The sequence below is a fragment of the Methanofastidiosum sp. genome, assembly GCA_020854815.1.
GTDB lineage: Archaea > Methanobacteriota_B > Thermococci > Methanofastidiosales > Methanofastidiosaceae > Methanofastidiosum.
Genome location: JAHKLW010000060.1, coordinates 17,425 through 41,808 on the forward strand (window position 1 = coordinate 17,425; position 24,384 = coordinate 41,808).

29 protein-coding genes and 1 pseudogene are annotated in these 24,384 nt (G+C 33.9%); 20 read left to right on the forward strand and 10 right to left on the reverse strand.

Annotated features, from left to right (window positions below):
* The first annotated feature begins 31 nt into the window (after positions 1-31).
* The 11 genes from KO464_07530 (at position 32) to KO464_07580 (ending at position 8,159) form a co-directional block, all read left to right on the forward strand.
* The gene (locus tag KO464_07530) at positions 32-247 is read left to right on the forward strand and encodes a ferredoxin (protein ID MCC7573227.1); all 216 of its coding nucleotides are present in this window, start codon (positions 32-34) and stop codon (positions 245-247) included.
* A 156-nt stretch (positions 248-403) separates the two neighbouring features.
* Positions 404-1,372, forward strand: coding sequence for a tungstate ABC transporter substrate-binding protein WtpA (gene wtpA, locus KO464_07535; GenBank protein ID MCC7573228.1), 969 nt, complete (start codon positions 404-406; stop codon positions 1,370-1,372).
* A 12-nt stretch (positions 1,373-1,384) separates the two neighbouring features.
* The gene (locus KO464_07540; GenBank protein ID MCC7573229.1) at positions 1,385-2,185 is read left to right on the forward strand and encodes an ABC transporter permease; all 801 of its coding nucleotides are present in this window, start codon (positions 1,385-1,387) and stop codon (positions 2,183-2,185) included.
* Positions 2,182-3,237, forward strand: coding sequence for an ABC transporter ATP-binding protein (locus KO464_07545; protein MCC7573230.1), 1,056 nt, complete (start codon positions 2,182-2,184; stop codon positions 3,235-3,237). Before KO464_07540 ends, KO464_07545 begins: the two co-directional genes overlap by 4 nt.
* Positions 3,238-3,258: 21 nt before the next feature.
* Positions 3,259-4,464 carry a molybdopterin molybdotransferase MoeA gene (locus tag KO464_07550; protein ID MCC7573231.1) on the forward strand — a complete coding sequence of 402 codons (1,206 nt, stop codon included), beginning with the start codon at positions 3,259-3,261 and terminating at the stop codon, positions 4,462-4,464.
* A 1-nt stretch (position 4,465) separates the two neighbouring features.
* On the forward strand, positions 4,466-5,356 hold the full coding sequence (gene moaA, locus KO464_07555; protein ID MCC7573232.1) for a GTP 3',8-cyclase MoaA: 891 nt from the start codon (positions 4,466-4,468) through the stop codon (positions 5,354-5,356).
* A gap of 1 nt (position 5,357) precedes the next feature.
* Positions 5,358-5,597 carry a MoaD/ThiS family protein gene (locus KO464_07560; GenBank protein MCC7573233.1) on the forward strand — a complete coding sequence of 80 codons (240 nt, stop codon included), beginning with the start codon at positions 5,358-5,360 and terminating at the stop codon, positions 5,595-5,597.
* A 3-nt stretch (positions 5,598-5,600) separates the two neighbouring features.
* Complete coding sequence (locus KO464_07565; protein ID MCC7573234.1) at positions 5,601-6,008, forward strand: molybdenum cofactor biosynthesis protein MoaE; 408 nt, start codon at positions 5,601-5,603, stop codon at positions 6,006-6,008.
* A gap of 1 nt (position 6,009) precedes the next feature.
* Positions 6,010-6,465, forward strand: coding sequence for a cyclic pyranopterin monophosphate synthase MoaC (gene moaC, locus KO464_07570; GenBank protein ID MCC7573235.1), 456 nt, complete (start codon positions 6,010-6,012; stop codon positions 6,463-6,465).
* 2 nt (positions 6,466-6,467) lie between these two features.
* Positions 6,468-6,965 carry a MogA/MoaB family molybdenum cofactor biosynthesis protein gene (locus tag KO464_07575; protein ID MCC7573236.1) on the forward strand — a complete coding sequence of 166 codons (498 nt, stop codon included), beginning with the start codon at positions 6,468-6,470 and terminating at the stop codon, positions 6,963-6,965.
* The gene (locus KO464_07580; GenBank protein MCC7573237.1) at positions 6,966-8,159 is read left to right on the forward strand and encodes a molybdopterin molybdotransferase MoeA; all 1,194 of its coding nucleotides are present in this window, start codon (positions 6,966-6,968) and stop codon (positions 8,157-8,159) included.
* Between the two features lies 1 nt (position 8,160).
* Here the strand turns inward: KO464_07580 and KO464_07585 are convergent, their stop codons facing one another.
* A complete protein-coding gene (locus KO464_07585) occupies positions 8,161-8,403 on the reverse strand; it encodes a hypothetical protein (GenBank protein ID MCC7573238.1) in 243 nt (80 codons plus the stop codon).
* A gap of 226 nt (positions 8,404-8,629) precedes the next feature.
* On the opposite strand from KO464_07585, the gene KO464_07590 reads away from it, so the two are divergent.
* Both KO464_07590 and KO464_07595 read left to right on the forward strand, forming a co-directional pair.
* Entirely contained in the window at positions 8,630-8,776 is a 147-nt protein-coding gene (locus KO464_07590) for a hypothetical protein (protein ID MCC7573239.1), read from the forward strand.
* Between the two features lie 222 nt (positions 8,777-8,998).
* The gene (locus KO464_07595; GenBank protein MCC7573240.1) at positions 8,999-9,457 is read left to right on the forward strand and encodes a phosphatase PAP2 family protein; all 459 of its coding nucleotides are present in this window, start codon (positions 8,999-9,001) and stop codon (positions 9,455-9,457) included.
* A 93-nt stretch (positions 9,458-9,550) separates the two neighbouring features.
* Here KO464_07595 and KO464_07600 read toward each other — a convergent pair whose 3' ends face one another.
* The 3 genes and pseudogenes from KO464_07600 to KO464_07610 all read right to left on the reverse strand — a co-directional run bounded on the left by KO464_07600 (position 9,551) and on the right by KO464_07610 (position 16,392).
* On the reverse strand, positions 9,551-13,351 hold the full coding sequence (locus tag KO464_07600; GenBank protein MCC7573241.1) for a PAS domain S-box protein: 3,801 nt from the start codon (positions 13,349-13,351) through the stop codon (positions 9,551-9,553).
* Between the two features lie 36 nt (positions 13,352-13,387).
* Complete coding sequence (locus tag KO464_07605) at positions 13,388-15,358, reverse strand: PAS domain S-box protein (protein ID MCC7573242.1); 1,971 nt, start codon at positions 15,356-15,358, stop codon at positions 13,388-13,390.
* Positions 15,359-15,768: 410 nt separating this feature from the next.
* Positions 15,769-16,392: pseudogene (locus KO464_07610) on the reverse strand (class I SAM-dependent methyltransferase).
* Between the two features lie 156 nt (positions 16,393-16,548).
* On the opposite strand from KO464_07610, the gene KO464_07615 reads away from it, so the two are divergent.
* From KO464_07615 to KO464_07630, 4 genes are all read left to right on the forward strand, one after another.
* A complete protein-coding gene (locus KO464_07615) occupies positions 16,549-17,067 on the forward strand; it encodes a hypothetical protein (protein ID MCC7573243.1) in 519 nt (172 codons plus the stop codon).
* A gap of 142 nt (positions 17,068-17,209) precedes the next feature.
* A complete protein-coding gene (locus tag KO464_07620) occupies positions 17,210-18,256 on the forward strand; it encodes a tyrosine-type recombinase/integrase (protein MCC7573244.1) in 1,047 nt (348 codons plus the stop codon).
* A 10-nt stretch (positions 18,257-18,266) separates the two neighbouring features.
* Positions 18,267-18,434, forward strand: coding sequence for a hypothetical protein (locus tag KO464_07625; GenBank protein ID MCC7573245.1), 168 nt, complete (start codon positions 18,267-18,269; stop codon positions 18,432-18,434).
* 196 nt (positions 18,435-18,630) lie between these two features.
* Positions 18,631-18,882, forward strand: coding sequence for a hypothetical protein (locus tag KO464_07630; GenBank protein MCC7573246.1), 252 nt, complete (start codon positions 18,631-18,633; stop codon positions 18,880-18,882).
* A gap of 7 nt (positions 18,883-18,889) precedes the next feature.
* Here the strand turns inward: KO464_07630 and KO464_07635 are convergent, their stop codons facing one another.
* Both KO464_07635 and KO464_07640 read right to left on the reverse strand, forming a co-directional pair.
* The gene (locus tag KO464_07635) at positions 18,890-19,144 is read right to left on the reverse strand and encodes a DUF2284 domain-containing protein (GenBank protein MCC7573247.1); all 255 of its coding nucleotides are present in this window, start codon (positions 19,142-19,144) and stop codon (positions 18,890-18,892) included.
* Between the two features lie 6 nt (positions 19,145-19,150).
* Positions 19,151-19,444, reverse strand: a complete 294-nt coding sequence (locus tag KO464_07640) for a DUF2284 domain-containing protein (protein MCC7573248.1) — start codon at positions 19,442-19,444, stop codon at positions 19,151-19,153.
* Positions 19,445-19,572: 128 nt separating this feature from the next.
* Between KO464_07640 and KO464_07645 the strand changes: the two genes are divergently transcribed.
* Positions 19,573-20,331, forward strand: a complete 759-nt coding sequence (locus KO464_07645; GenBank protein MCC7573249.1) for a winged helix-turn-helix domain-containing protein — start codon at positions 19,573-19,575, stop codon at positions 20,329-20,331.
* A 7-nt stretch (positions 20,332-20,338) separates the two neighbouring features.
* On the opposite strand, the gene KO464_07650 is transcribed toward KO464_07645, so the two are convergent.
* Entirely contained in the window at positions 20,339-20,716 is a 378-nt protein-coding gene (locus KO464_07650) for a pyridoxamine 5'-phosphate oxidase family protein (protein ID MCC7573250.1), read from the reverse strand.
* Between the two features lie 131 nt (positions 20,717-20,847).
* Between KO464_07650 and KO464_07655 the strand changes: the two genes are divergently transcribed.
* Both KO464_07655 and KO464_07660 read left to right on the forward strand, forming a co-directional pair.
* A complete protein-coding gene (locus KO464_07655) occupies positions 20,848-21,087 on the forward strand; it encodes a hypothetical protein (protein ID MCC7573251.1) in 240 nt (79 codons plus the stop codon).
* A 37-nt stretch (positions 21,088-21,124) separates the two neighbouring features.
* On the forward strand, positions 21,125-21,808 hold the full coding sequence (locus KO464_07660) for a 4Fe-4S binding protein (protein MCC7573252.1): 684 nt from the start codon (positions 21,125-21,127) through the stop codon (positions 21,806-21,808).
* 16 nt (positions 21,809-21,824) lie between these two features.
* On the opposite strand, the gene KO464_07665 is transcribed toward KO464_07660, so the two are convergent.
* The 3 genes from KO464_07665 to KO464_07675 form a co-directional block, all read right to left on the reverse strand.
* Positions 21,825-23,348, reverse strand: coding sequence for a PAS domain S-box protein (locus tag KO464_07665; GenBank protein ID MCC7573253.1), 1,524 nt, complete (start codon positions 23,346-23,348; stop codon positions 21,825-21,827).
* 69 nt (positions 23,349-23,417) lie between these two features.
* Complete coding sequence (locus KO464_07670; protein ID MCC7573254.1) at positions 23,418-24,074, reverse strand: hypothetical protein; 657 nt, start codon at positions 24,072-24,074, stop codon at positions 23,418-23,420.
* Positions 24,061-24,378, reverse strand: coding sequence for a hypothetical protein (locus tag KO464_07675; GenBank protein ID MCC7573255.1), 318 nt, complete (start codon positions 24,376-24,378; stop codon positions 24,061-24,063). Before KO464_07675 ends, KO464_07670 begins: the two co-directional genes overlap by 14 nt.
* Positions 24,379-24,384: the final 6 nt, after the last annotated feature.

The following is a 24,384-nucleotide window of genomic DNA, read 5'->3' on the forward strand; positions in this document are numbered from 1 at the left end:
CCATATGATTATAAAATCATATCGTGATTAAATGAAGGTGATTATCAAAGAAGGATGTACAAGATGCGGAGTTTGTTTCAAAGAATGTCCTGAAGTATTCGTTCCTGATCCTGAAGGAATGGCAATTATTTCAGAGGAATTTCAAGGAGATAATGAATTTGAAGGGGAGATTGACCAAAGTATGGCTCAATGTGCAAAATCTGCAGAAAACATTTGCCCTGCCGACATAATCTCTATCGAAGAATAATTAAATATTCTTTGATTCCGGGAACGAATTATTTTTAATATGAATAATAATTCGTTATATTTATATAGCGTTATCTTCTTTTAATCATAACGAGGTGATATTTTGAATAAAAGAAAAACATATCTTAAGATATCAGCATTGTTCCTCATAGGAATAATGGTGGCTTTAACCTTGGGATGTACAGCACCAGAGCCTAAGACAATAAGCGTATTCCACGCTGGAAGTTTGGCTCAGCCATTCCAAGCTGTTGAAAAGAACTTTGAAACGGCAAATAAGAACGTAGATGCACAATTAGAAGGTGCTGGTAGTGTAGACACTATCAGAAAAGTAACTGATTTGGGAAAGGAAGCAGATGTCATTGGATCTGCTGATTACAAACTGATACCTCAAATGATGTATCCAGATTATGCTGACTGGTACATTGTTTTTGCTACAAATGAGATTGTACTTTGTTACACTGATAAGAGTAAATATGCAAACGAAATTAATGCTGATAACTGGTACGAAGTAATACAGAGACCTGATGTTCTATGGGGATTTGGAAATCCAAATATAGACCCCTGTGGATACAGAACAGTGATGACAATAAAACTTGCCGATCTTGCATATAATAAACCAGTATTCGATGAATTACTTGGATCACATACAACCATTACTGCAAAAGAAGAAAATGGAATTTACAAAATAACAACGCCTGAAAGCTTGAATCCAGATACAAAATATGTCACTATAAGAGACAAATCTGAAGATTTAGTTTCTATGACTCTTGCTGGTGGAATTGACTATGCATTTGAATACAGATCAGTCGCAGAACAGAACAAATTAGACTATGTTGAACTACCTCCTTCAATAAATCTAAAGGATGTAAAGTATGATTCAACTTATGCTAAAATCCATGTGACCATATCTAATGGAAAAACACAAATAGCCGCACCTATAGCATACGGAATTACAGTTCCGAAAAATGCACCAAACAAAGATTTGGGAATTAAATACGCTGAACAAGTTATAAACGAAAGCGGACAGAAAATTTTCAAAGAGATGGGGCAGCCACCCACAGTTCCTGCATTAGGATCAGGTAATGTTCCAGAACAATTGAAAAAATATGTAGAAATGATCGATTAAGGAGGTTCAAATATGATTTCGGAAATTAGAAGAAATCCTCTTCTAATTCTTTTTTTTATTTTGGGAATGTTAATAGTAGTTTATATAATGGCTGTTTTATCAAATATGTTATACAGTCAGTTAGTTCTCCATCCAGGAGAGTTTATCAAGGTTATTAAAGACCCAGATGTAATAAAATCCATCTGGTTAACATTATATACCTCATTTCTTGCAACGGTAATAGGAGTTATTCTAGGAATTCCTCTTGCATATATTCTTGCAAGATATGAGTTTTATGGAAAAGATATCATCGAAGCAATAGTGGATATACCAATCATTATCCCACATACAGTAGCAGGAATTGCACTATTTTCTTTGCTCATGAAAAAGGGGGCTGTTGGAATAGCATTTTCAAAATTAGGTATAGTTTTCCAGGACAACATTTTGGGGATTGTAATGGCAATGCTCTTTGTAAGTTGTCCCTTTTTTGTTGGCACAGCTAGAGAAGGATTTAAGAGTGTCAATCCAAATCTAGAAAGCGTTGCAAGAACTCTTGGAGCTTCTCAATGGAAATCATTTTATCAAATAGCCTTGCCATTGACATCACGCCATATATTTTCCGGCGCAATTATGTCCTGGGCTAGAGGAATAAGTGAATTTGGTGCAATTATTATAATAGCATATTACCCCATGATAGCTTCGACTTTGATATTGGCCAGATTCAACAGTAATGGACTCTTAGGTTCACAGCCTATTGCCGTTTTATTGATTATGATTTGCTTCATTACTTTTGTTGTCTTGAGATTAGTTTCAAAGAGAGGTAGAAGAATATGATACATGTAGAAAATCTAAGTAATAATTGGGGAGATTTCACGCTGAAAAACATATCACTTGATATCAAAGAAAGTGAATATTTTGTTATATTGGGGCCAACTGGAGCTGGAAAGACTTTATTACTAGAGATAATTGCTGGCTTGTATTTCCCTAAGGAAGGAAGAGTCATGATAAATGGTAGTGACGTCACTTTTACCTCCCCTGAGAATCGAGGGTTAGGATTTGTCTATCAAGACTATGCACTTTTTCCTCACCTAAATGTTAAGAAAAATATTGAGTATGGATTAAAGTTGAGGAAAGTTCCTGAAGAAAAGAGAGAAGAAAAAATTTCAGAGCTTGTAAAAATGCTAAAAATCAACCACCTTTTGCATAGAAATACTGAGACATTGAGTGGTGGAGAAAAGCAAAAAGTTGCATTGGCAAGAGCTTTGGCAATAAATCCCAAGATTATTCTTATGGACGAACCTTTTTCAGCCCTTGATGAAAACACTAAATCGAAGCTTATTTCAGATATGAAAGAACTCCATAAAACAGAAGGTATAACTTTTGTCCACGTTACCCACAGCCAAGAAGAAGCTATACTACTTGCAGATAGAATAGGAATTATGATGAAGGGAACAATTGTCCAAGTAGGAAATCCTGACGAAATATTCTACAAACCAGTAACAAAAGAAATTGCGCAGTTTGTAAAGATTGAAAACATTTGGGAAGGTAAAGTTATTGAAAAAAAAGAAGAGGAACTAATAGTAGATGTAAATGGAAAACAAATAGTGACTTTATCGGATCATTTCAAAGTTGGACAAGATGTAAGACTAATTATTAGGCCTGAAGATATAATCTTGGGTAAGGGGGACACAAGCGCTAGAAATAATTTCAAAGGAAAAGTAACTTCTGTAATTAAACATGGATTTTATCATATCGTAAGGATAGACTGCGGATTTGAAGTTGAAGCTGCTGTTACAAAACAATCAATTGAAAATCTTAGTATCATAGAAGGTAAAGATATCAATATATTTTTTAAAGCCACTGCACTTCAGGTTATTAAGAGATGAATATATTGATGCAGGGATTTTGTGAAATTCTTAAAACTTGAAACCTATGAAGAAGCGATTAATATAATTAATAAAACTATATCTTTGGATATAAAGTCAGAAGATACACCGCTAATCTCTTCTTTGAACAGAGTATTGGCTGAGGATATTATTTCCCCGATTAACGTACCCCATTATCCTAAATCACAAATGGATGGATTTGCAGTTAGATCAGAAGATACCTTCGAAGCTAGTGAAAATTCGCCGGTAAAACTAAGATTGATTGAAAGTGTAAATGCGGGTAACTCTCCAAAGTATTCGATTAAAAAGGGGAAATGCTCTTACGTTGCAACTGGTGCCCCCGCCCCAGAAGGTGCCGATTCTGTTGTTATGATCGAGAATACCCAGAATCTAGGTAATTATATTACTCTAACACGGGGGGTGACGCCTGGAGAGAATATAATGAAGGTAGGATATGACATAAAAAAAGGAAATCATATCTTGCCCAAAAATACCCTTATTACCCCTAGAGTAGTTGGACTTCTTTCAGGATTGGGTATTAAGAAAGTCAAAGTGTATAGAAAATTAAAAATCGGGATTTTTTCAACAGGTAACGAAATTATAAATCCTTGGGAAACTCTTGAATATGGAAAAACCTATGATGTTAATTCATTTTATATCTCTTCAAAATTAGAAAAGTTAGGTTGTGATACCTATAATCTTGGTATTGCAAAAGATAGCAAAGAGGATATAATTTCTAAACTAAATGAAGCAATAAATTGCGATATAATAATCCTTTCTGCCGGGGCATCAAAAGGAGAAAGGGATTTTGTCGAGGAAGCAATCAATAATTTTGGTAACTTAATAATTCACGGCATAAGTATCAAACCAGGAAAACCAACATTAGTCGGCTTGAAAGACAACAAACTTATTTTTGGCCTTCCTGGGCACCCTACATCTTCATTTGTACTATTCAACGTCTTGGTATTGCCTTTTGTCTATAAAATGGCGGGATTAGAGAAAAAAATAGAAATGAAGAAATTTATTTCAGGTGAAAGGATTTATTCCACAAGAGGAAGGGAGGACTTTTTGCCCGTTATAATACAAGGAGACAAAGTTTCATCCATATTTCGTGGCAGTGGTGCCATATCAAGTTTTTTAAAAGCAGAAGGTATCGCAATAATTGGGGAGAACACTGAATTTGTTGATAAAGGTGAAGAGTTAGAAGTATTGTTGTTGGAAGATTAAAATGTCAGAATTACCAGTGAAAGTACTTAGAATCACTTTAACTCAAAGATGCAATTTAAATTGCATATATTGTCACCATGAAGGCGAGTGCTCTCAATCATATAATGGCAAGAGAGAGATAAAAAAAGAAGAAATTGAAGATCTACTTAAAGTTTCTAAAGATTTGGGCATCAAAAAAGTTAGATTTACTGGTGGAGAGCCGCTTTTGAGGGGAGATGTAGTTGAGATTATTCAAATTGCTTCAAAATACATGGAAGATGTATCTATGTCGACAAATGGAGTTCTGTTGTGTGAAAAAATCTCAGAATTAAAAGAGGCAGGGATATCAAGAATCAATGTAACGTTGAATACTTTAAATGAAGAGATCTATAAGAGTATTACAGGTAAGAATAAATTGCAGGATGTTTTAGATGGAATTGAAAAAACTTATGATGAAAAAATATTTCCAATTAAAGTCAACATGGTTGTAATGCAGAGAAACTATAAGGAGATTAAAAATTTAGTCAGGTATACAAAAGAAGGAATGGTCCTTCAATTAATTGAACTTATATCTGAAAAAAATGGAACAGATTCTAAATTTTATAGAGAAAATTATGCGAGCTTATTGCCTATTGAAGAATATCTAGAAAAACATTCTATAAAAATCGTTGAAAGACAAAAACAACGCAGAAAAAAATACTTTTTACCCCAAGAAATTGAAGTAGTAAGATCAATGCATAACACCGTATTCTGTAATAATTGTATGAGTATAAGAGTAACAAGTGAAGGGGAGATAAAAAATTGTCTTTTCAGAAATCATGATTTAATAAAAATAAATGAGTTCTCTGATCACGAAAAACTAAAAGAGTCCTTGATTTATTCTATTAAAACAAAAACACCTTACTGGTGCTGAAATGAAAGTAACGGTGAAGTATTTCGCATTATTTAAAGATTTGACGGGTAAGATTCAAGAATCTATGGAAATAAAAAAGGGTAAAACTACAAATGATCTTTTAGGGATAATTATGAAAAAATACAAGTTAAAAGATAATGTGAATATAGTAATGGCCCTAAATCAAGAGTATATCAAAACTGATGCCCTATTAAATGATGGTGATGAAGTTGCCATTATGATGCCTTCAAGCGGTGGTTAGCTAATGATCAAACTTCAAAGAAAAGATTTTAGCATTGATGATGAATTAAAAAAAATAAAGAATGACAAGTGTGGGGCTTCAGTAATATTTTTAGGATCAGTTAAATCCGAAATGGATGGAAAAAAAGTTATGAAAATGGAACTTGATGCTTACGCCAAAATGGCAGAAAAAAAATTAAAGGAAATTGAAGCTGATGCAGCGAAAAAATATAACATCATTGAAAGTACAGTTATTCACAGATACGGGGAACTTTTTGTTGGAGACAATATAGTCTTAATAATAGTGAAATCAATTGATAGGGCAAAATCATTTGAAGCATGTAAATATATCCTTAAAAGACTAAAAGAGGAAGTGCCAATATTTAAGAAAGAGTATATGGAAGACAATGTATTTTGGCATGGAGGCATATAGAATGTTTTCACATTTATCAGATAAAGGCGTAAAAATGGTGGACATAACGCCAAAAGATTTAACAGTTAGAACGGCTGTTGTTGAGGGGGAGATAAAGCTCAAAAAAGATACTATAAAGTTGATAAAGCAGAATAAGATTACAAAAGGAAACGTCCTTACTACTGCCCAGATTGCAGGTATTCAGGCTGTAAAAAAGACACCTAACATAATCCCTCTTTGCCACCAGCTCCCGATTAACAAGGCGGACATAGAATTTGAGTTTAAAGATGGGTCAATTAGTGTGACTTGCACAGTGAAGACAGAATCTAAAACAGGTGTTGAAATGGAAGCCTTGACAGGAGTTTCTGTAGCCCTACTTACCATTTGGGATATGGTTAAGTCAAATGAGAAGAATTCTTCTGGCCAATATCCAGATACAGAAATTGGACCTATAAGAGTCATTAAAAAGGAGAAATAGTCATGTCCTCAGGAGAGCATAAAAGTAAGGCTCCTAAAAGTCTAAATTATGCCGTAATCACTATATCAGATTCTTGTTATAAAGAGGTAGCAGAAGATAGATCAGGTAATTATATCTTAGAGAAATTATCAGGAAATAATCATGTTGTAAAAAAAATAGTTGTGCCTGATGAAGAAGAGAAAATAAGAAAAGCCATTTATGATTCTTTAGAGGGAGTAGATTGCATAGTTACAACAGGTGGGACAGGTATAACAAAAAGGGATGTCACTATCCAAACTGTAAAAAAACTTATCAATAAGGAAATAGTAGGTTTTGGAGAAATATTTCGATATCTGAGCTACAAGGAAATAGGGTTCCCAGCAATTATTTCTGGTGCTGTTTGTGGAACGATTGAGGATAAAATTATTTTTTGTCTTCCTGGTAGTCTAAATGCAGTAAAACTTGGCACTGACATTATTATTTCTGAAGCTCCACATTTAATAAAACACCTGAGGGAATAAATGAAAGAGTTCAAATCATTACTTCCATACAATAAAGCATTGGAATTAGTAAAAACTCATTCGAAAGAATTTGAGTCTGAAACAATCGATTTAAATGAATCACTGGACAGAGTCCTTTCTGAAAATATAGTTTCACCTTTTGATTCGCCCGCTTTTGATAGATCTGCGATGGATGGTTATGCTGTGCAAGCTAGGGATACATTTTCCATCTCTGAAGGGGCGCATGTTACGCTAGATATTATTGATTTCGTGACCGCTGGAAAAATATCAAATAAAGAGGTAGTAACTGGTAAGGCCATAGAAATAATGACAGGTGCGATGATGCCAAAAGGTGCGAATTCAGTGGTAATGCAGGAGTTCACAGAAACAAATAATGATAAAGTTAGAATCTACAAAAAAGTTTTCCCATACCTTCATGTTTCAAGAAAGGGCGAAGATGTTAAGAAAGGAGATCTAATACTAAAAAATGGAACTATGTTATCCCCCGAACACCTCTCTCTTTTAAAATCTCTTGGAATTAAAAATATTCTTGTCAAAAAAACTCCTAAAATTTCAATTATTGTAACTGGTGATGAATTAGTTGAAGATGCAAATCAAATTGAAACTGGTAAAATAATTGATTCAAATTCAATACTGTTATCGTCATTATCGAAAAAGGCTTTGTGTGAAGTAGTTCATCAGTTTAGAGTGGCCGATCACAAAGAAGAAATATTAGATGCAATAACAAATTCAAAAAAAGACTCGGACATAATATTAATAACGGGCGGAAGTTCATTTGGTAAAAAAGATTTTCTTCCAAAAATTATTAAGAATATTTTATTCCACGGAGTAACAATAAAACCAGGTAAGCCGATAGGTTTTTCTGTTCAAGATGTTCCAATATTCATAATGTCTGGGTACCCAGTAGCATCTTTTGTCCAGTTCTATCTATTTATCGTTCCATATCTAGAAAATATTTTGAAAACAAAAATAGTAAAATCAGTTGATTTGCCATTTTCTGAAACTTATTCTTCGGAGTTAGGCAGGGTCGAATTTGTAAGATGTGTTCTAAACGATAATGAAATCGTCCCGATAAGACTTTCGGGATCGGGGGTTATATCTTCTATTTCAAATTCAACAGGCTATGTTCTAATAAATGAAAACATAGAAGGAATAAACAAAGGGGAGAAGTGTAGATTTTATTATTATTTGTGAATTATAGCTCTACTACTTTATTAAGCTCTTCTTTAAACTGGTCAACAGTTAATGAATGGCTCATCATCTGGAGCATAGTAGAAAGATTGGATAAAGTCATTAGATAGTAAGGCTTTGCATTTTCATCGTCTTTTAATTCGTTCAACATCTTTATAGATTCTTTTACAATCATTTTGCAATCTTCAAGATTGTCACACTTCATCAAACCATCATATACCATCCTTTCAAATTCAGTTAGTTTCATTTGAATCACCTAATAACTTTGATTTCGGTATAATTGATTAGTTATTAAATCTATTGGAAATAATTCTCATGAATATATATTATTGACATCCAAAAATATATAAGTATTAAAGTAATAATAAAGATAAGAGTTGGGGAAAGAATTGATTAATTGTTAAAATCTTGGTATGTTACTAAATAATGTCTATGATTGACTTTCCCCGTAAATCTTTATTGGAGGTCATATTATGAGAGAAAGAGATATTAAGATAATAAGAAAAGAGATAGCGTCAATAAAGAGAAGCCTTGAGGAAGTTGAAAAAAGATTGGATAAAATCACGAAAATAAAGACGGGCGATGAAATATACGAGGGGCCAGTTTCAGAGGCTCCTTAAATAATATTTTTTTATTATATTAATATTATGAGAATTTCTATAAGCATAGTTATTATTAACGCATTTTCCTTAATACTATTTCTGGTGGTATTTCTAGAAGTGCTTAATAGTGGGACATTATTTAAATTAGATTTATTTCTAAATATGGCGATTCCTCAAATTAGAAATTCTTTATTTACGTCATTATCAATTCTGATAGATATTATTTTTGATCTTGTATCCATGATTGTAATATCAATACTACTATCCGTATTTCTCTTAAAGCGGTACTGCAATAAATTTGCACTGTTTTTTGCAGTTACAGTTTTATCTGACGCTCTTGTTGTGCTAGTATTAAAAGAGCTAGTCAAAAGACCAAGACCTTTAGAGGGCATTATATCAAAAACGGATTTTGCATTTCCTAGTGGGCATACGGCCAATGCAGTAGTATTTTTTGGATTTCTGACTTATCTTGTTATGCATAAAATTGAATCTAAAATAATAAAGGGAATCACTATCACTTTGTCCTCTTTTATGATTTTACTTATAGGATTTTCAAGAATATACCTAAATGTTCACTGGTTAACAGATGTTATAGGCGGATTTGCGTTAGGGTTATTTATACTAACTGGGAGCATATTGCTAAAAGAATATACTGGAAAATTAAACTGCGCCTCAAAGAATAGGGAAGACAAACGATAGTTAAATATAACTGTAATAATTTACATATTAAACAAAGATTTTCAAATAGTTAGTTAACATTGATGAAATGTAAAGTAATATTCCATATTACAATCAAGTATACTTCTTTAGAAATCTTCTTGTGTGTTCAGTGTCCATCCATCCTTGGTCAAGCTGCTTTATCAATTCTTCGATTCTGTCTATCTGTCTTAAGAGTCTGTCCTGCATTTTCTCATTTTGAATTTCAACTTGAATAAATCCGCCCATAATTGCTAGTGGATTTCTTATTTGATCTACTAGATGTGCGAAGTATTCAAGATTAGTATCTAACTGCCTTTGGGCGATTTTTGATTTGGTGATGTCAGAAACAATCGTTATATATCCTTTCGAATAGTCTAGTGGATTTAGTGGACTTGCTATTATAGATACATCTATTAGTTTCCCATCTTTAGTTATCCATTGCGATTCAATTCCCAAGGGATTGTCTGACTTTTGTTCGAAAAGTTCTCCGATTTTTTTGTATTCTTCCTCCGTAGGATAAAGGAACTTTGTTTTCATTCCGACAAGCTCTTTGTCTGTATAGCCGGTGATTTCTGACATAGTATTGTTGCACCATATGATTACCCTTTCTTTTACAAGATTAATCCCAATTGGGGCATCAGAAAGAATATTCTGTAATGTTCTTTCTCTTTTTTCTAATTCTTCCTCCATCCTTTTTCTTTCAGTTATATCTGTTCCAATGCAAAGTAAAGAAACTAAATTTCCTTTATCATCATAAATAGGTTTGTTAGTCCAGTGAATCCAGACTGTTTGCCCATTCTTCTTTACATTTTCATTAATATTATTAGAATATTTTTCTATATCTTCATAAATATCTGCTATTAGATTGTCTAGGATTTTCCCATTAGAGTCAATTTGTGGTATACCTACTTCCTGCCATTTCTTCCCTATTAATTCTTCTTCTTCGTATCCAAATAATTTTAGCCCAAATTCATTCATTGAAAGAATCGTTCCGTCTCTATCAAATTTAGCTATTATACTGTTCGCATTTTCTACAAGCTCTCTATATTTTTCTTCACTTTTTCTTAGTTTTTTAAGGTAGAAATGTCTTTCATAAGCTGTACTAAGGATTTCAGAAAAAATTTTCAAAATATTAATATCATCATGATCCCATGGGCCGGTTTCAATGACCTTATCATATCCAATAAAACCTATAAGGTCATCCTTAGAAAACAATGAGACTAACAAAGCTGATTTTGTACCACTAATCTCAAATAATTCTCTTTCATTTGACATCTCTGTCGGTAGCTTTGATACATCTTCAATTATTAAAATTCCTTCCTTCTCAAGAAGATTATATGTCGATAATGGAAATAAATCAATAGGGATACCTTTATAATTGTTGATTTCTGAACTAACACCTTCTTTACACCATTCATGAGTATTGTCCATATTTGATTTATCCTTGTTTAAAAGAAAAACATAAACCCTGTCTGTATTTGTCACTTCCCCAAGATCTTTTAAGGATAAATTTATAGCATCATCTAGGTCTTCAAAGTTTGCAAATCTTTTTGATATTTGAGCAATAGTTTCTTCAACGGCCAATCTGTGTTTGAGATTATCTTCTGAACGTCTATGTTCAGTTATATCTATCCCTATACCAAAGAAGAAATCAAAATTCCCCATTTCATTGAATATTGGCCGACCGTGCCATTCAACTAACATTTTCTTCCCATCTTTTGCAAGAATTAGGTTTTCATTAATTGTTGATTTTTTAGACTTTATTATTTTATCAAACGTTTGAGATAATGATTCTCTTTCCTCTTCTGGAACAAATTTGGATAAATAATTGGCGCCAATAACTTCATTCAATTCATAGCCTAGAGCTTTGAGCATGGATTCGTTCATTAACATCACATCGCCGTTGGAGTCCATTGCAACATAGAAAGCTGCTGATGCTTGAACAAGAATATTGGCAAATCTCTGTTCTTTTAAAATTGAATATTCCGTCTTTTTTCTATCGGTGATATTAATATCAAGACCACTATGCCCTAGAATTTCTCCATTATCGATTATCATCGGCATTCCATTGGTCAGGACCCAAACACTTTGCCCGTCTTTAGTCAAAAGCTTATTTTCTAAGTTATTGATTATTTCCTTATTTTGAATTGCTTCAAGCCCTATTCTTTTAATTTCCTCCCGGTCTTCATCGGCTACTAAATCATAAAAATATTTTTTATTAACTAATTCTTCGGGCGAATATCCAAGCACTTTTTCTATAACTGGACTTACATAAGTGTATAATCCTTGCATATTAACTTCCCAGTGAAAAGTCTGGCTTTGTTCAGCAATCTGATTGTAGCGCTCTTGAATCTCTTTTTGTTGAGTAATATCTCTAGAGATACCTATTAATGAAACAACTTTTTCCCTAGAATCGCGAATTGGTGAGCCGTTTGAAGTGTGCCACCGCCAAGTACCGTCTTTGTGGAGGATTCTATATTCGATGTTTGCCCCTTTATTACCTGTTTTAATAATTCTATCAATTAATTCTAGGCACACAGGTATGTCCGCTATATGCACAAATTCTTGGAATGGATGATTTTCTAATTCGCTGGGTGCATACCCCAACATTGATACACAGTTTGGTGAAACGTAAGTGAAGGTACCATCAAGTGATAAAGTATAGATAATATCATTCGCATTTTCTACGTAACTTCTGAACTTCTCTTCACTTTCTCTTATCTGTTGTTGGGCCTTTATCTTTTCTGTTATATCCCTTATTATGCATTGAAATTCGGCTATTTTATTATCTCTTTTAATTACGTCAATTACAACCTCGGCTAAATGCTCAGTGCCGTCTTTTTTTATCCAAGGCACCTCATAATAAGTAGGTTCTTTATTCCTTAGAAGTTCTTTAAAAATTTTAGTATATGAGTAGATATCTCTTAGTCTCAAGAATGGCAATTTAGTAAAATGTTTACCAATTGTTTCTTCCTTTGAATAACCTGTGAATTTTTCATGTGCTAAGTTACAAGAAGTTACAAATCCCCCGGTATTGAAAGTGACTATGCTATCTGGCGACTGCTCAATTAATTCTCTGTATCTATGCTCACTTTCGTTTAGTTTTGCCTCTATTTTTTTTCGTTTGGTAATATCTGCAATAATGCCACTTATACCTTGAAAGTTTCCATCCTTATCGTTGATAATTGAAACAGATATCTCGGCCCATAAAATACCTCCATCCTTTTTTTTGTATCGCTTCTCTAAATGGTATCTAGATATTTTACCTTTGGCCAATTGATTTAATTTTTCTAAAGTAATTTCTAAATCTTCAGGGCATGTTAAATCTAGTATGCTCTTTCCCATCAGTTTTTTCTTCTCATACCCTAGCATTTTTGCAAATGCATCATTTATTTCGATAAATCTGAAATCGCGACTCAAAAGAACTATGCCTACTGCGGCGTTGTCAAAAATCGATTTGAATTTAGACTCGCTCTCTTTGAGTTGAGATTGAAACTTTCTTTCATTTGTCCGGATTTTGAATTGATTTAGTTCTCTTTTAATTACAGGGATTAGTCTTGAAAAGTTATTTTTCATGAGGTAATCATTAGCCCCTTTCCTCATCGCCTCTAATGATGTCTCTTCATCTATTGTTCCGGAAACCAATATAAACGGGATGTCGATACCAAATTCGTTTAATATATCTAGCGCTTTAATTCCAGTAAAACTGGGCATTTTGTAATCGGCAATTATAATATCCCATTCACGGTTTTTAAGAGCGTCTCTCATTTTTTTGGCAGTTTCTATTCTTTCATGATAAACAGAATATCCACCTTTATTTATCAGTCGTACTATGAGTTCAGCATCGTCTAATGAATCTTCTACTAATAGTACTCTAAGGCGTGGTTTATCCATTTTCTTCCCCATTGTACACATAACATTTGACGGTAATTATGATTTATCCCTCAAATTATTAAACTTTACTACGAATACCGTTCCCCTAGGTTTATTATCCTGAACTCCTATTACTCCACCATAACGCTCAATTACTTTTTTCACGATATAGAGACCAAGACCACTTCCTTTGTTCTCACCAAAACTTGTCCCTTCGTCAAAAATATTCTTTTTTATATCTTCAGGGATGCCATAGCCATAGTCTATAACTTTTAAGATGCAAGATTTTTCTTCGTTTTCTATCTTGAAATCAATTTTATCTGTTTTCCCATGTACAACTGCATTGCGAACTAAATTATCAATTACAGAACTAAGCGCTCCATCTGCAACAACATTACAATCTCCAGAAATTGAGAATTTTATATTAGAGTAATTTTTGATTACTTCGTTTATTGCGTCTTGAAGATTGTATATCTTCATCTGCCCACCTAAAGTTACAGCTTGCTCAAGTTCTCTCATCTTTTCAATTAGATTAACTGACTTGTATATTGTTTTTATCATTTTTTCTTTTAGGCTATGATCCTTGGTCTCTATCATATCACATAAGGACATAACTACTGTGAGTTCATTTAATATGTCATGCCTTAATATTTTATTTATTACTTTAAGAGTATCATTTAACTCTAATAATTGCCGCTCATAATTTTTTCTATTTGTTATGTTGTGTACAATCCCACGATAACCAATAACCTTTCCTTTATTGTCCCGCCAAGTAGAAAAAGAAATAAGGCAATATATTCTTTCTCCTTTTTTAGTCTTTAGATTTAAAGGATATTCTTTAACCGACCCAAATTCATCTACTTTATTTTGAAATTCAATTCTATCCTCTGGAAATTCGTAGAAATCTAGGATATTTGAGCCAATTAATTGATTTAAAGGAATATCTAGTAATTTTGCTGATGCTTCGTTTGCAGCTATAATTTTACCATCTAACTCTGTAGTCCATATTGCATCCATCGATTCTTCAAACAAAGTTCTATACCTTTCTTCACTCTCTTTTAATACGGCAGAAGATTTTTGTATATTTTCAATCATTTCATTAATATTGGAGGCGAGCGAATCAATCTCATCATCTCCGTGAATATTTAATCTAGAAGAATAATCCTTTTTTGTTGATATTTTCTTTACTTCTTTTTCGAGTGTAAAAATTTTTGAAAGAATTCCTTTTTCTAAAGCTAGGAGAAACGATACACCGAAAAGAATTCCAAATCCCAACATTATTATGAAAAAATAGAATCCCGCTTGTTTCGATGCTATATATGCGTCTCTCGGTAATTCGATTTCAAGTATAAGTCCCGGTTCACCATAAACATCTTTCAATATGTAATATCCATTAATTATGGAATCGCTAATTGCTTTAGAGGTAACTTTGCCACTTTCTAAGAAATCAGGGGGCAAATTTCCCAATATTTGCTTTGTCTCTTTATCATCCATCTTATATAGATTCATTGGATACGGTGCAATCTCTGATAGGGTACTTACTTCCCTTGAATCGACAAACTTGCCAATTATGAGGGTTCCAACTATGGGGCCAGTATAATCACTTTTTAAGATAGGGCGAGAGGCTAGAAATACTGGCACATCTTCATTTGTTAGAATCCCTCTTACAGCACCATCTGTCTCGTCAATTAGAAATATATCGGTATTTACTATTGAATCTTCTAAAGATTGTGGAAAATCAAGTTCTTTTTCTTCTACTGAGCCATAAGCTTTTTTATATAATATTTTCCCATTATTATCAATAATAACAAAAAAATTAATTTTTAATATAGAAAAAGTGTCGTCCATTAAATTATGTGATATGTAATCATTATTCTGATTTATCGCATAATAATAAGTATCATCCCAATAAGCCCAGTCCATAGCTGTTGAATCAAGATTTGAAATTTCGTAATTAATTATTTTGATTGTTTTATGAACTTCCTTTGATAACGTTTCAGACTCCATCTCATAGGTTTTATTTACCATGAATAGTCCAGTAAATAGGGAAATTAGAATAGTTAAAGATATAATCATTATGGAAATGATCAATCTATTTTTCTTCCGAAGATTCAAGTATATAGTCTCCTTTAGTTAGATGTTATTTTTAAGATTTGAAAGAATAGTTTATATAAGTTTTGATGAATTATTCACTAGAACAACTAATAATTTTAGTTCTTACAGGATTAGGACTCAGAAAATATGTAAGATGATTGTATCTAAATTGAAAACTAAATATTTGTTGTCCTAGTTTCGAGAAATCTTTGGCATGGCACTATTTATAAAATAGAACATTCGCCTTTTTATTAATGCCAATAAATAATAACTTTTCAAGGGATTTTTATCTTCAATGTGAGAAGTGCAAAAAATTCTAATTCAAAATCATAAGCTTTGATACATTATTTCTCTCCGTATGCATAAAATATTGAAACTGAAGCCTTTTCGTCACAAGTTTCAGAAGGTGAACAGCAGTTTTCACCTATGCACCCTATTTCCACATTTTTTAATCCACTTTCATTGTACCATCTTGAAAGGTCTTCTCTATCAAAACCTAGCCATAAGTCATGCTACTCCTCTCTCAAAAATTCAAAATCATGTGCATCAAGATCAGTAATTATCATCTTTCCATTAGATTTTAATATTCTCGCCATTTCTTTTACGGCAGAAAAAGGATTTTCTACATGGTGGAGATACATATTGGCAAAGACATAATCAACTGCATTATCATCTATTGGCAAACTATCACTTTTTCCCACTCTTGTTTCAAGTAAAGGGGAGTTCGATAATTTAGTTTTCAGTAAATTAAGCATTTTTTCAGATTGGTCAATGGCAATTACTCTCAATCCCTTTTTCACCAAGCCTTCTGTGATATAGCCAGTGCCTGCGCCGATATCTGCTGCAATCTTTCCTTTTTGAATTTTTGCAATAGAATAAGATTTATCCCTTACATTATTTGAGAAATACTCTGATCTCATCCCGTCCCACTCAAGAGATATAGCATCAAAATATTCTTTGCTTCCCATAAAATCACTTCTGGCTTAGTTTTTAATAGAGAATATATAAAATTATTTAGGTGTAACACTTTTCTTATTTGTTTTTGAAAAAACACGCTGTGTTTAGAAGGTAAATTATATAAAGACTAAAAAGAATTTTATTTGATAATTTAAGGAGGATATGATATGCCACCACATTGTGACACATTGGATGGGCCAGTAGTAGTTGCCGCTAAAATTGCATTAGAAAAAGGAAATGTGAAATATATTTTACCTTGGGTACCAAAGGAATCAGAGAGAGAGGTTATTGATGCTTTTCAAAAAGTTCTCGCTGCAGGGAAGAATGGTGGAGAGGCTAAAGAAGTTGCAGATCTTTGGTTTTTTGAAACTGTCGTCCGACTTCACAGAGCTGGTGAAAATGCACCCTATACAGGGTTAAAACCAGCAGGGTTAGATGAGGGGCCAGTTATACCTTTGGTAGAAGAAGCCATTAAGAATGGATCGCCTTCAGAACTTATCGATTTTCTCAGCGAAGCAATTAATCAAGAAATTACAAATAAATTTGATTTGGTGATTAAGAAAAAAAACTATGATGTAAATGATGTAGACGCTGGAAGACATTTTGTCCATGCTTTTCTTGGCCTTACTCTCTATTCGCATCATCTTTATGGTTTCATAAAGGAAAGACGCCAACATAAAGACTAGGCTAAAAATATGAATAACTTTTTTTTAGTTATATACTACGAGAAGGAGTCCAAATTAAAATATGAAGCCGTTGGGGAGCCAATTTAATAAATACGAAATCCCAAGGATAATGTATATATCTTAACTACCAAATGCTAAGGTCATGGACATTCACAAGGGAAAAATAAGATATGAAAATCAAATGGCTCTGCTGGAGAAATCAAACATCTGTGAAGAAAATAAAACTGCGATAATGGAATTCAAAAGTTACCTAATAGCCACGAGGATTGGTTTGCATAGAACTATCAGATACATGTCTTCGCTAAGATTAGTTTGCGAGAGGTACAATGATAAGCCTTTTTCTGAGTGGGGATTAAAAGATACGACAGAAGTTCTAGAAAAAATTGAAATGCTGGATATATCCCTTCATACAAAAAATGAATTCCAGAAGGGCCTTAGAAGATTCTTCAAATGGTACAAGGGAGAAAAATGGGAAGGAATTGAACCCTTAAGAGGCAACAGAAGGGTTGATAGAAAACCCGATATTCTCACAAAGGATGAAGTATTCTCGTTAATTGATTCAGCTAAGCATCCCAGGGATAAGGCCATGATTGCACTCCTCTATGAAGGTGGATTTAGGATAGGGGAGCTTGCATCAATTAAATTTAAGGACATAGAGTTCAACAAGTTTGGTGGCAAGGTAAAAGTTAGTGGAAAGACGGGGGAGAGGCTAGTTCCTTTTGTTTTCTCTGAATCCTACATTAAGAACTGGATGCAGATGCATCCATGTCCTGGGGAGGATACAGATCTTTTTGTTGGGCTAGGAATGAGGAATTATGGCAAACCCCTCTATTATGATGTCTATAGCCTCGTATTGAAAAAGGCGGTGAAAAATGCAGGACTAAAAAAGAAGATTACCCCACATCTTTTGCGCCATGCACGTGCCACGCATCTGGCCTCAAAACTGACAGAGTCAGAAATGTGCCATTACCTTGGTTGGCAGATGGGCTCAGACATGCCAAGGATATATGTCCACCTATCAGGTAGGGATATTGATAAGGCCATCTACAACAAAGTCTATGGATTTGAAACTGATGAAAAAAAAAGAAAAAGAATCCCTAAAACCCTTAATATGCCCAAGATGCAAAGAAAACTGCGGCCCTACATCAGAGTTCTGCTACCGCTGCGGGATGTCGTTAGAGGAAGATAAAATCTTTGAAATGGAAAAACATGAAAAGGAACTAAAAAAATTCTTTTTTAAATGTGCCGAAGAGGATGTTAGTATGATAAAAGGAGCCAACCTGTTCTTAGAATTGATTGAGATTGTTAATTCCGACCCAAAAATGAAAGAAGGCTATTTGGAAGAACTTAAGAAGAAGAAAAAATAGAATCTGAAATATAATTTTTAATTTCTTATATACATAATTTCTATTTTAACCCCTGAATTAAACGTAGATACAATAATCTGGCCTTAAAAATAAGATCCAATTTCTGGCCCTAATTTTAGCTCTAGGTCATGACAATGTATTAGTCCAGCCTTTGCAGGATAAATTCAGGTGATGCAAAACGACGACAATAATTGAAATGAACGGGAAGAAGTTTGTTGAAGGAAATGAGATAATGGCCGCATGGAAAAGCACGACTGACTGGCACTGGTTTGCAACTGAGATTTCTGAGATTAGGTTAGTCGAAGACAAGACAGGCGGCTCTATGATAAATGGACAATCAGAGAACGACATAATCTACTACGGCCTAGTTCTAGGGCTAACTGAGGAGTGGGGCTACTTTTCTGGAAGGGAATTGGAAATGGATAAAAGAATAGAAAAATTATATTAATTTTACATTATTCCAGCAGCAGTAAGCAAAAACTCTTAAAACAAGTATTTTCTTCTTTTACTACATCTAGTTGGTAGCCTGCGTTTCTTGCAGTCTTGAAAACATCAATCCCTGCACCTTCCATTGAGGGCCTTGCAATTCTTCGATTAACGCACTTCTTTTTGTCAAATAAACTTGGATTTTCCAGGCTTTCCGCAGGGCAAACATCGCAAAGCCTGCATGTTCCTGCGTAGTATGCAAATGCCCTGTAGAGTCCGCTCAAGAAAGCCTACCTTTCAAGGCTTGCCATATTTCTTTGGATTTGTCTCCACTCTCCTCTTTCTCTAAGGTCCGTAAATTCAATTAACATTGCTTTGCTGTACTCATTTAACCTTTTTCTTGTCTCATCAGGCGGCTGCACGTAAGGGGGGCATGCAAACCTTTTCCCGTACTGTCGGCACCCAAATTCGCACTTCTGCCTGACCCAATCATTTACAGATATGTCCGATATGGGTATTATTTTAACAGAGTTTGCACCCTTTTCAATGGCCATGTTTTTTATTTTTTCAATACCATCTTCCATTGAATCACCAATAATGAGTTTAAATATATATTTATATACCTTATGGGCATTAAAATATACTGAATATAGAATAATAACTTTAATAGTTATAATGGAAACTTTTTTATTTCCCTGCAAATATTATGCTTATGGATAAAGACATCAAGATTGAAGAGGAGCTTAGGGAAATCAAATCTGAGCTTTCTTTGATTAGAAAAGAACTTCGGAGTATGTCTGCAACTCCATTAGGGCAAAATAATTCTACTAATGCCGGCGATAACTTTAGAGGGGTCATTTCGAGCTTGATTCTAGACGATCTTGACCAATCTCTAGATAACAATCTTGTAAGTGACTGCAACAAAAATCCGGCCTGTAAAAAAGCATTTCGAAAAATATTGCTTGATAATCAAGAACTGATAGACTCTGGTAAGTTTAACGAGGAAAATGCCTCTAAGAACAAAGATAAGTTAGGGGGCATGAAAAAAACTGCACCCTACGATAAATGCGAGGTGTGTTTTGGCGAAGTTTCAGAACTTTTCGGCAAACAGGTTAGAATAGCACGATCTATGAAAATCTATAAATCAAAAAACGAGAGCATGTCAAAACTCAATCAGGTCTCTGTCGATGCCATTGTATCAGACTTCCTTGAGCCTGTAGCCAATATACACAGATTGCAGATAGTAAAGTCTCTAGCCAACGGTACAAAAAGTTTTTCTGAGCTTTCAAAAATAACGGGCCTTACAGGGGGAAATCTGCTCTTCCATCTTCAAAAGCTTACCGAAAACGAAATAATACTTCAGTCCCATGAAAGGGGAGACTACTTAATTACTGAAAAAGGACATGGAATTTTATTGGCCGTTCTCGAACTATGCATCTCTATGAATCTTTCAAATGAAGAAGAAAAATAAAAATAAATTATCTCTTGTATGGAAATATTTCCTTTACATCTATCAAAACGGCATAATTTGCTTTAGGCAGTTGGGGCATTTTTTCTTTCAATGCTTTAGAAACGTTTTCATAAATTGGGCCTGAATCCATAAGTGTGGCTTTGCCCTTTATCTGGAATCCTTTGCTTCTGTCCTTATTTAAAACGTAAAGGGATATGTTTGGATTCTCCTTCAAGTTTTTTGCAGTATGGGGTGAAGCAATTTCTGCAAAGACAAGTTTGCCTTTTTCTAATACGGCAATGCTCCCTTTAGGTGAAACGTTTGGAACCCCATCCCGCCCTGATGTTCCTGCAAATACCAAATGCTCTTCCTGGATCAAATCCATAACTTCTTGTGGCATGTCCATAATATCACCAATATTATTGGGGTTTGATTTATTTTTATATTTGCCCGTCACTAAAGTATATTTAGTATATTTTTATGACAAAAAAATATATAAATATGACTAAAGTAATTCTAATTGTTGGAGGTGGCTAAATGGATGCAAAAAATGAGATCAGACTGCAAATTTCATCTGCCCTGAAAAACGCTAAGTTCCCAATAGATACTCCAGAAAAACTCATTGCGGCTTTTCCACATGGTGCAGACACTAAATGCAAATCTGGAAACATTGAGGTGACTGCCGGGGAAGCGGGAAAACTATTAAAGGCCAGTGACTTTCCATTTCTTAATGCAGATATGGTGGCTAACACCATAGTCCAAAGGGCAGGATTATAAATTTATTTTTTTTTATTTTATTTAATGGAGAAAGCGCATGAAAAATTATAATCTCAAGGCAGAGATACTCACTGCTGCCAACAAATTGGAGTTAGACTTCATCGGCGTAGCAGATGCCAAGGGATATTTGAATCGAGACTATGTTGGGAATAAGCCGCAGGATGTAATGGAAAACTGCAACAGCATAATTGTATTTGGTGTGTCAATCCCAAAAGGCGCATATGAATCATTGCCAAAAGGCCGAGCAGAGTACACAAATACGCTTCTCGCTGCGACTGCCACTTTGAGAATTGCCGGTTTTAGACTGGCAAAGCTAGCAGAGGAAAGGGGGTATAGTGCAACTCTTGCCCCTTCTGAAGGAAGTGAATTTGGGTATTGGTATGCAAATAAAGAAACGCTCAAGGCAAATTTTTCAATGAAGTATGCATGTTATCTATCCGGAATAGGATCGTATGGGAAAAATCATCTTATAATAACAGATAAATTCGGTTCAAGAATAAGGATGGCTGCAATTTTAACTGATGCAGAAATTGATGCAGACGGCCAATCTAAAAGTTTAATCTCAGACAAATGCAAAGATTGTTACAAGTGCGTTGAGATATGCCCAGTTTCTGCTTTTTCTATAGATGGGAAAATCGACCGAAGGAAATGCAGGGAATATATGTTCGGCGAGCTTGGCGGTTTGCGCTGTGGCATGTGTGTAAAGGTATGCCCGCTTTAATGCCCATAAACAATTATCACATATACCTCTTCATAAATCTCCTTGTGTCCTCTGTATCCATCCAGCCTTGATCTAATTGCTTTATTATTTCTTCAATTCTGGCTATTTGCTTCAAAAAACGGTTTTTTGTTTTTTCATTTTCAATTTCGACTTGTGCAAATCCACAAATAATTGTTAATGGATTTCTTATATGGTCTACGAGGTGTGCAAAGTACTCTAGATTTTCTCCTAATTGCTTTTGAGATCTATTAATTAGAGTGACATCTTCTGCTATCCCTCTGTACCCTATAATGTTTCCATCGCTGCCCTTCCAAAGGGTGAAGTCGAATAAAAGATCTAACTGGCGCCCATCTTTTGTTTTCCATTGTGACTGGAAATTTTTGACAAATCCTTTTTCCTCAATCTCAGCTTGAAATATTCTCCTGTGATTGGGATCAACGTAAAGATAATTTACATCAATCCCAATCAACTCATCTTTCGTATAACCAAGAAGTTCTGCCGCTGCTTGATTGGCATCAAGTATAATCCCTTCTTGACTTGTTGTCCATATTGGGTTTTTTGAGTCTTCAAACAGTGTACGATATTTCTCTTCACTTTCTCTTAACGCCTTTTCTGTCGTTTTGAATTCATTGATATCACGAATTGATTCTATTGCTCCAATTACATTACCTTCAGCATCAAAAAGTGGCGAAGCTATTGCCCACATGTAAGCCCCTTTGCCATTGTAAATGGCAGGCGTAAAAACTTCAACATACAATGCCTTTCCTTTCCGCTTTACAAAATCATATTTAGAAGAAATATCTGAGTCAGGTTTGAAGATGAGATCTATTAAATAGGGCCTCTGCCTTCCATAAAAAGGAACTGCCCCATAAGAACGATCCTTTCCTAAAATTTCTATTTTTGGAATTCCCGTCATTTGTTCCATTGCGCGATTCCAAGCTATGATTTTTTTGTCGTTGTCAATGATAAATGTTGCATCAGGTAAGAATTCTATTATGTCTTCAAGTTGTTTATTTGTAGACTTTAAACGATCTTCAGCTTTTTTTCTTTCAGTTATATCTTCAACGATGCCTTTGTAATGAGTAATATTTCCTTCTAAATTCCTGACAATGAAGGTCCAATCACTCACGAATTTAATCACTCCGTCTTTTGTAATAATACGATAGGGGTCATGTATAAATTCAATTATTCCTTTTTCATTGCTATATTTTTCAACTTCATTGGCAACTCTTTTAAGATCATCAGGATGTATGCATCCAGAAAAAGAAACTTTCCCAAAAGTAAAGTCTTCAACGTTATATCCAAAAAGTTTTTCAACATTTTCTAAATCTAAATTTAAGTCCCCTTTTATATTTGTATAAGTTGGAATGGGCTCATACGTGCCATAATCAAAATAGAAATCAAATAATGTCACGAGAGATAATTTTCCGCCTTTAGAGATTAGTTTATTTCCAATATCATTTTCTTCCCCTCTAATAATCTGAGTACCACATAATGAAAACAATACTAAGAAAATAAACAATAAGGCGAGATATTTCATGAACAAAAATATGGACTGAGGAATATTAAAGTTTCTATTATTTGATTTTAATGTAGTAATCAAAAGATTTTAAATTATCCAATAATTATCTTTCTCTTCTTTCCAAGTGAATACTTCTCCCATACCACATGTAGCTCCAGTAGAAGTAACAAAGTTTGGGGGATTCTTCGGGAAAGTTTTTTTACATCCATATAGACGATATTTGTCTAGATTTAGTAAAGGAGGACTATACTCCTTAAAAGTTAGTAATTCACTAAACAAATCAAGCAAAGTATCTAAAACGTTTTCAATATCATGCTCTTTATATGCCAACTTAAGAGTATACAAGGCTATCGAGATTATGTCGTTATACTTGTCCATATTTATATTTCTGATATTTTTTCTTAATTTTGGGAGTATCGTTTTTGATTTACTTGGAATACCTAATTGGCTCCTATCTTCGGATAACTTGATAATTTCTGATTCATCAAGAAAATCCATCACCGTATGGTGCACGGAAGGTGAAATATTTGATACAGTCAATTTAAATCCCTCTAAGTCCTGAGTTGGCTCGTATAATGACAGCAACCCTTTCAATTGAGCAAGCCGAATCCTTGATTCTTTATCTTGAACATGCGTCATTAGGATAGAGACGTTACTTGATAAATATTCTAATCCACTTACATCTGCTTCAGTCTTACGTTCACTTGCCAATACGATCTTGTATAAAAAATCATAATAGTCCATATGAAATTTCTAATGGAGTTTTGGAGATATCATAGTGAATAGGTTCCAGATAATCAAAAACTTTATTATATGTTTTTCTTTTTTTATCGATAAGTTCTACTCTATGTTTAAGACTTTCAGGAAATTCTTCAATACTTTTATCTATAAAAGTTCCAAATGTTTCAATATCATAGGGGATATAAACTTTATGTGCAGAACATCCTATCAAAGTTTCAAGAAGATAATAGTTAGGCGCGTACAGATATCTTTTTGGTCCGGGCCTAGCAATTGCTACATTAAAACTTGTTATTATGCTTGAATTCATTTAATC

Excerpts from the sequence above, each read along its gene's own strand:
- KO464_07530 (MCC7573227.1), top strand. The coding sequence starts at position 32 with ATGAAGGTGATTATCAAAGAAGGATGTACAAGATGCGGAGTTTGTTTC.
- wtpA (MCC7573228.1), top strand. The coding sequence starts at position 404 with ATGGTGGCTTTAACCTTGGGATGTACAGCACCAGAGCCTAAGACAATA.
- KO464_07540 (MCC7573229.1), top strand. The coding sequence starts at position 1,385 with ATGATTTCGGAAATTAGAAGAAATCCTCTTCTAATTCTTTTTTTTATT.
- KO464_07545 (MCC7573230.1), top strand. The coding sequence starts at position 2,182 with ATGATACATGTAGAAAATCTAAGTAATAATTGGGGAGATTTCACGCTG.
- moaA (MCC7573232.1), top strand. The coding sequence starts at position 4,466 with ATGTCAGAATTACCAGTGAAAGTACTTAGAATCACTTTAACTCAAAGA.
- KO464_07560 (MCC7573233.1), top strand. The coding sequence starts at position 5,358 with ATGAAAGTAACGGTGAAGTATTTCGCATTATTTAAAGATTTGACGGGT.
- KO464_07565 (MCC7573234.1), top strand. The coding sequence starts at position 5,601 with ATGATCAAACTTCAAAGAAAAGATTTTAGCATTGATGATGAATTAAAA.
- moaC (MCC7573235.1), top strand. The coding sequence starts at position 6,010 with ATGTTTTCACATTTATCAGATAAAGGCGTAAAAATGGTGGACATAACG.
- KO464_07575 (MCC7573236.1), top strand. The coding sequence starts at position 6,468 with ATGTCCTCAGGAGAGCATAAAAGTAAGGCTCCTAAAAGTCTAAATTAT.
- KO464_07580 (MCC7573237.1), top strand. The coding sequence starts at position 6,966 with ATGAAAGAGTTCAAATCATTACTTCCATACAATAAAGCATTGGAATTA.
- KO464_07585 (MCC7573238.1), bottom strand. The coding sequence starts at position 8,403 with ATGAAACTAACTGAATTTGAAAGGATGGTATATGATGGTTTGATGAAG.
- KO464_07590 (MCC7573239.1), top strand. The coding sequence starts at position 8,630 with ATGAGAGAAAGAGATATTAAGATAATAAGAAAAGAGATAGCGTCAATA.
- KO464_07595 (MCC7573240.1), top strand. The coding sequence starts at position 8,999 with ATGATTGTAATATCAATACTACTATCCGTATTTCTCTTAAAGCGGTAC.
- KO464_07600 (MCC7573241.1), bottom strand. The coding sequence starts at position 13,351 with ATGGATAAACCACGCCTTAGAGTACTATTAGTAGAAGATTCATTAGAC.
- KO464_07605 (MCC7573242.1), bottom strand. The coding sequence starts at position 15,358 with ATGGTAAATAAAACCTATGAGATGGAGTCTGAAACGTTATCAAAGGAA.
- KO464_07615 (MCC7573243.1), top strand. The coding sequence starts at position 16,549 with ATGCCACCACATTGTGACACATTGGATGGGCCAGTAGTAGTTGCCGCT.
- KO464_07620 (MCC7573244.1), top strand. The coding sequence starts at position 17,210 with ATGGACATTCACAAGGGAAAAATAAGATATGAAAATCAAATGGCTCTG.
- KO464_07625 (MCC7573245.1), top strand. The coding sequence starts at position 18,267 with ATGGAAAAACATGAAAAGGAACTAAAAAAATTCTTTTTTAAATGTGCC.
- KO464_07630 (MCC7573246.1), top strand. The coding sequence starts at position 18,631 with ATGAACGGGAAGAAGTTTGTTGAAGGAAATGAGATAATGGCCGCATGG.
- KO464_07640 (MCC7573248.1), bottom strand. The coding sequence starts at position 19,444 with ATGGAAGATGGTATTGAAAAAATAAAAAACATGGCCATTGAAAAGGGT.
- KO464_07645 (MCC7573249.1), top strand. The coding sequence starts at position 19,573 with ATGGATAAAGACATCAAGATTGAAGAGGAGCTTAGGGAAATCAAATCT.
- KO464_07650 (MCC7573250.1), bottom strand. The coding sequence starts at position 20,716 with ATGGACATGCCACAAGAAGTTATGGATTTGATCCAGGAAGAGCATTTG.
- KO464_07655 (MCC7573251.1), top strand. The coding sequence starts at position 20,848 with ATGGATGCAAAAAATGAGATCAGACTGCAAATTTCATCTGCCCTGAAA.
- KO464_07660 (MCC7573252.1), top strand. The coding sequence starts at position 21,125 with ATGAAAAATTATAATCTCAAGGCAGAGATACTCACTGCTGCCAACAAA.
- KO464_07665 (MCC7573253.1), bottom strand. The coding sequence starts at position 23,348 with ATGAAATATCTCGCCTTATTGTTTATTTTCTTAGTATTGTTTTCATTA.
- KO464_07670 (MCC7573254.1), bottom strand. The coding sequence starts at position 24,074 with ATGGACTATTATGATTTTTTATACAAGATCGTATTGGCAAGTGAACGT.
- KO464_07675 (MCC7573255.1), bottom strand. The coding sequence starts at position 24,378 with ATGAATTCAAGCATAATAACAAGTTTTAATGTAGCAATTGCTAGGCCC.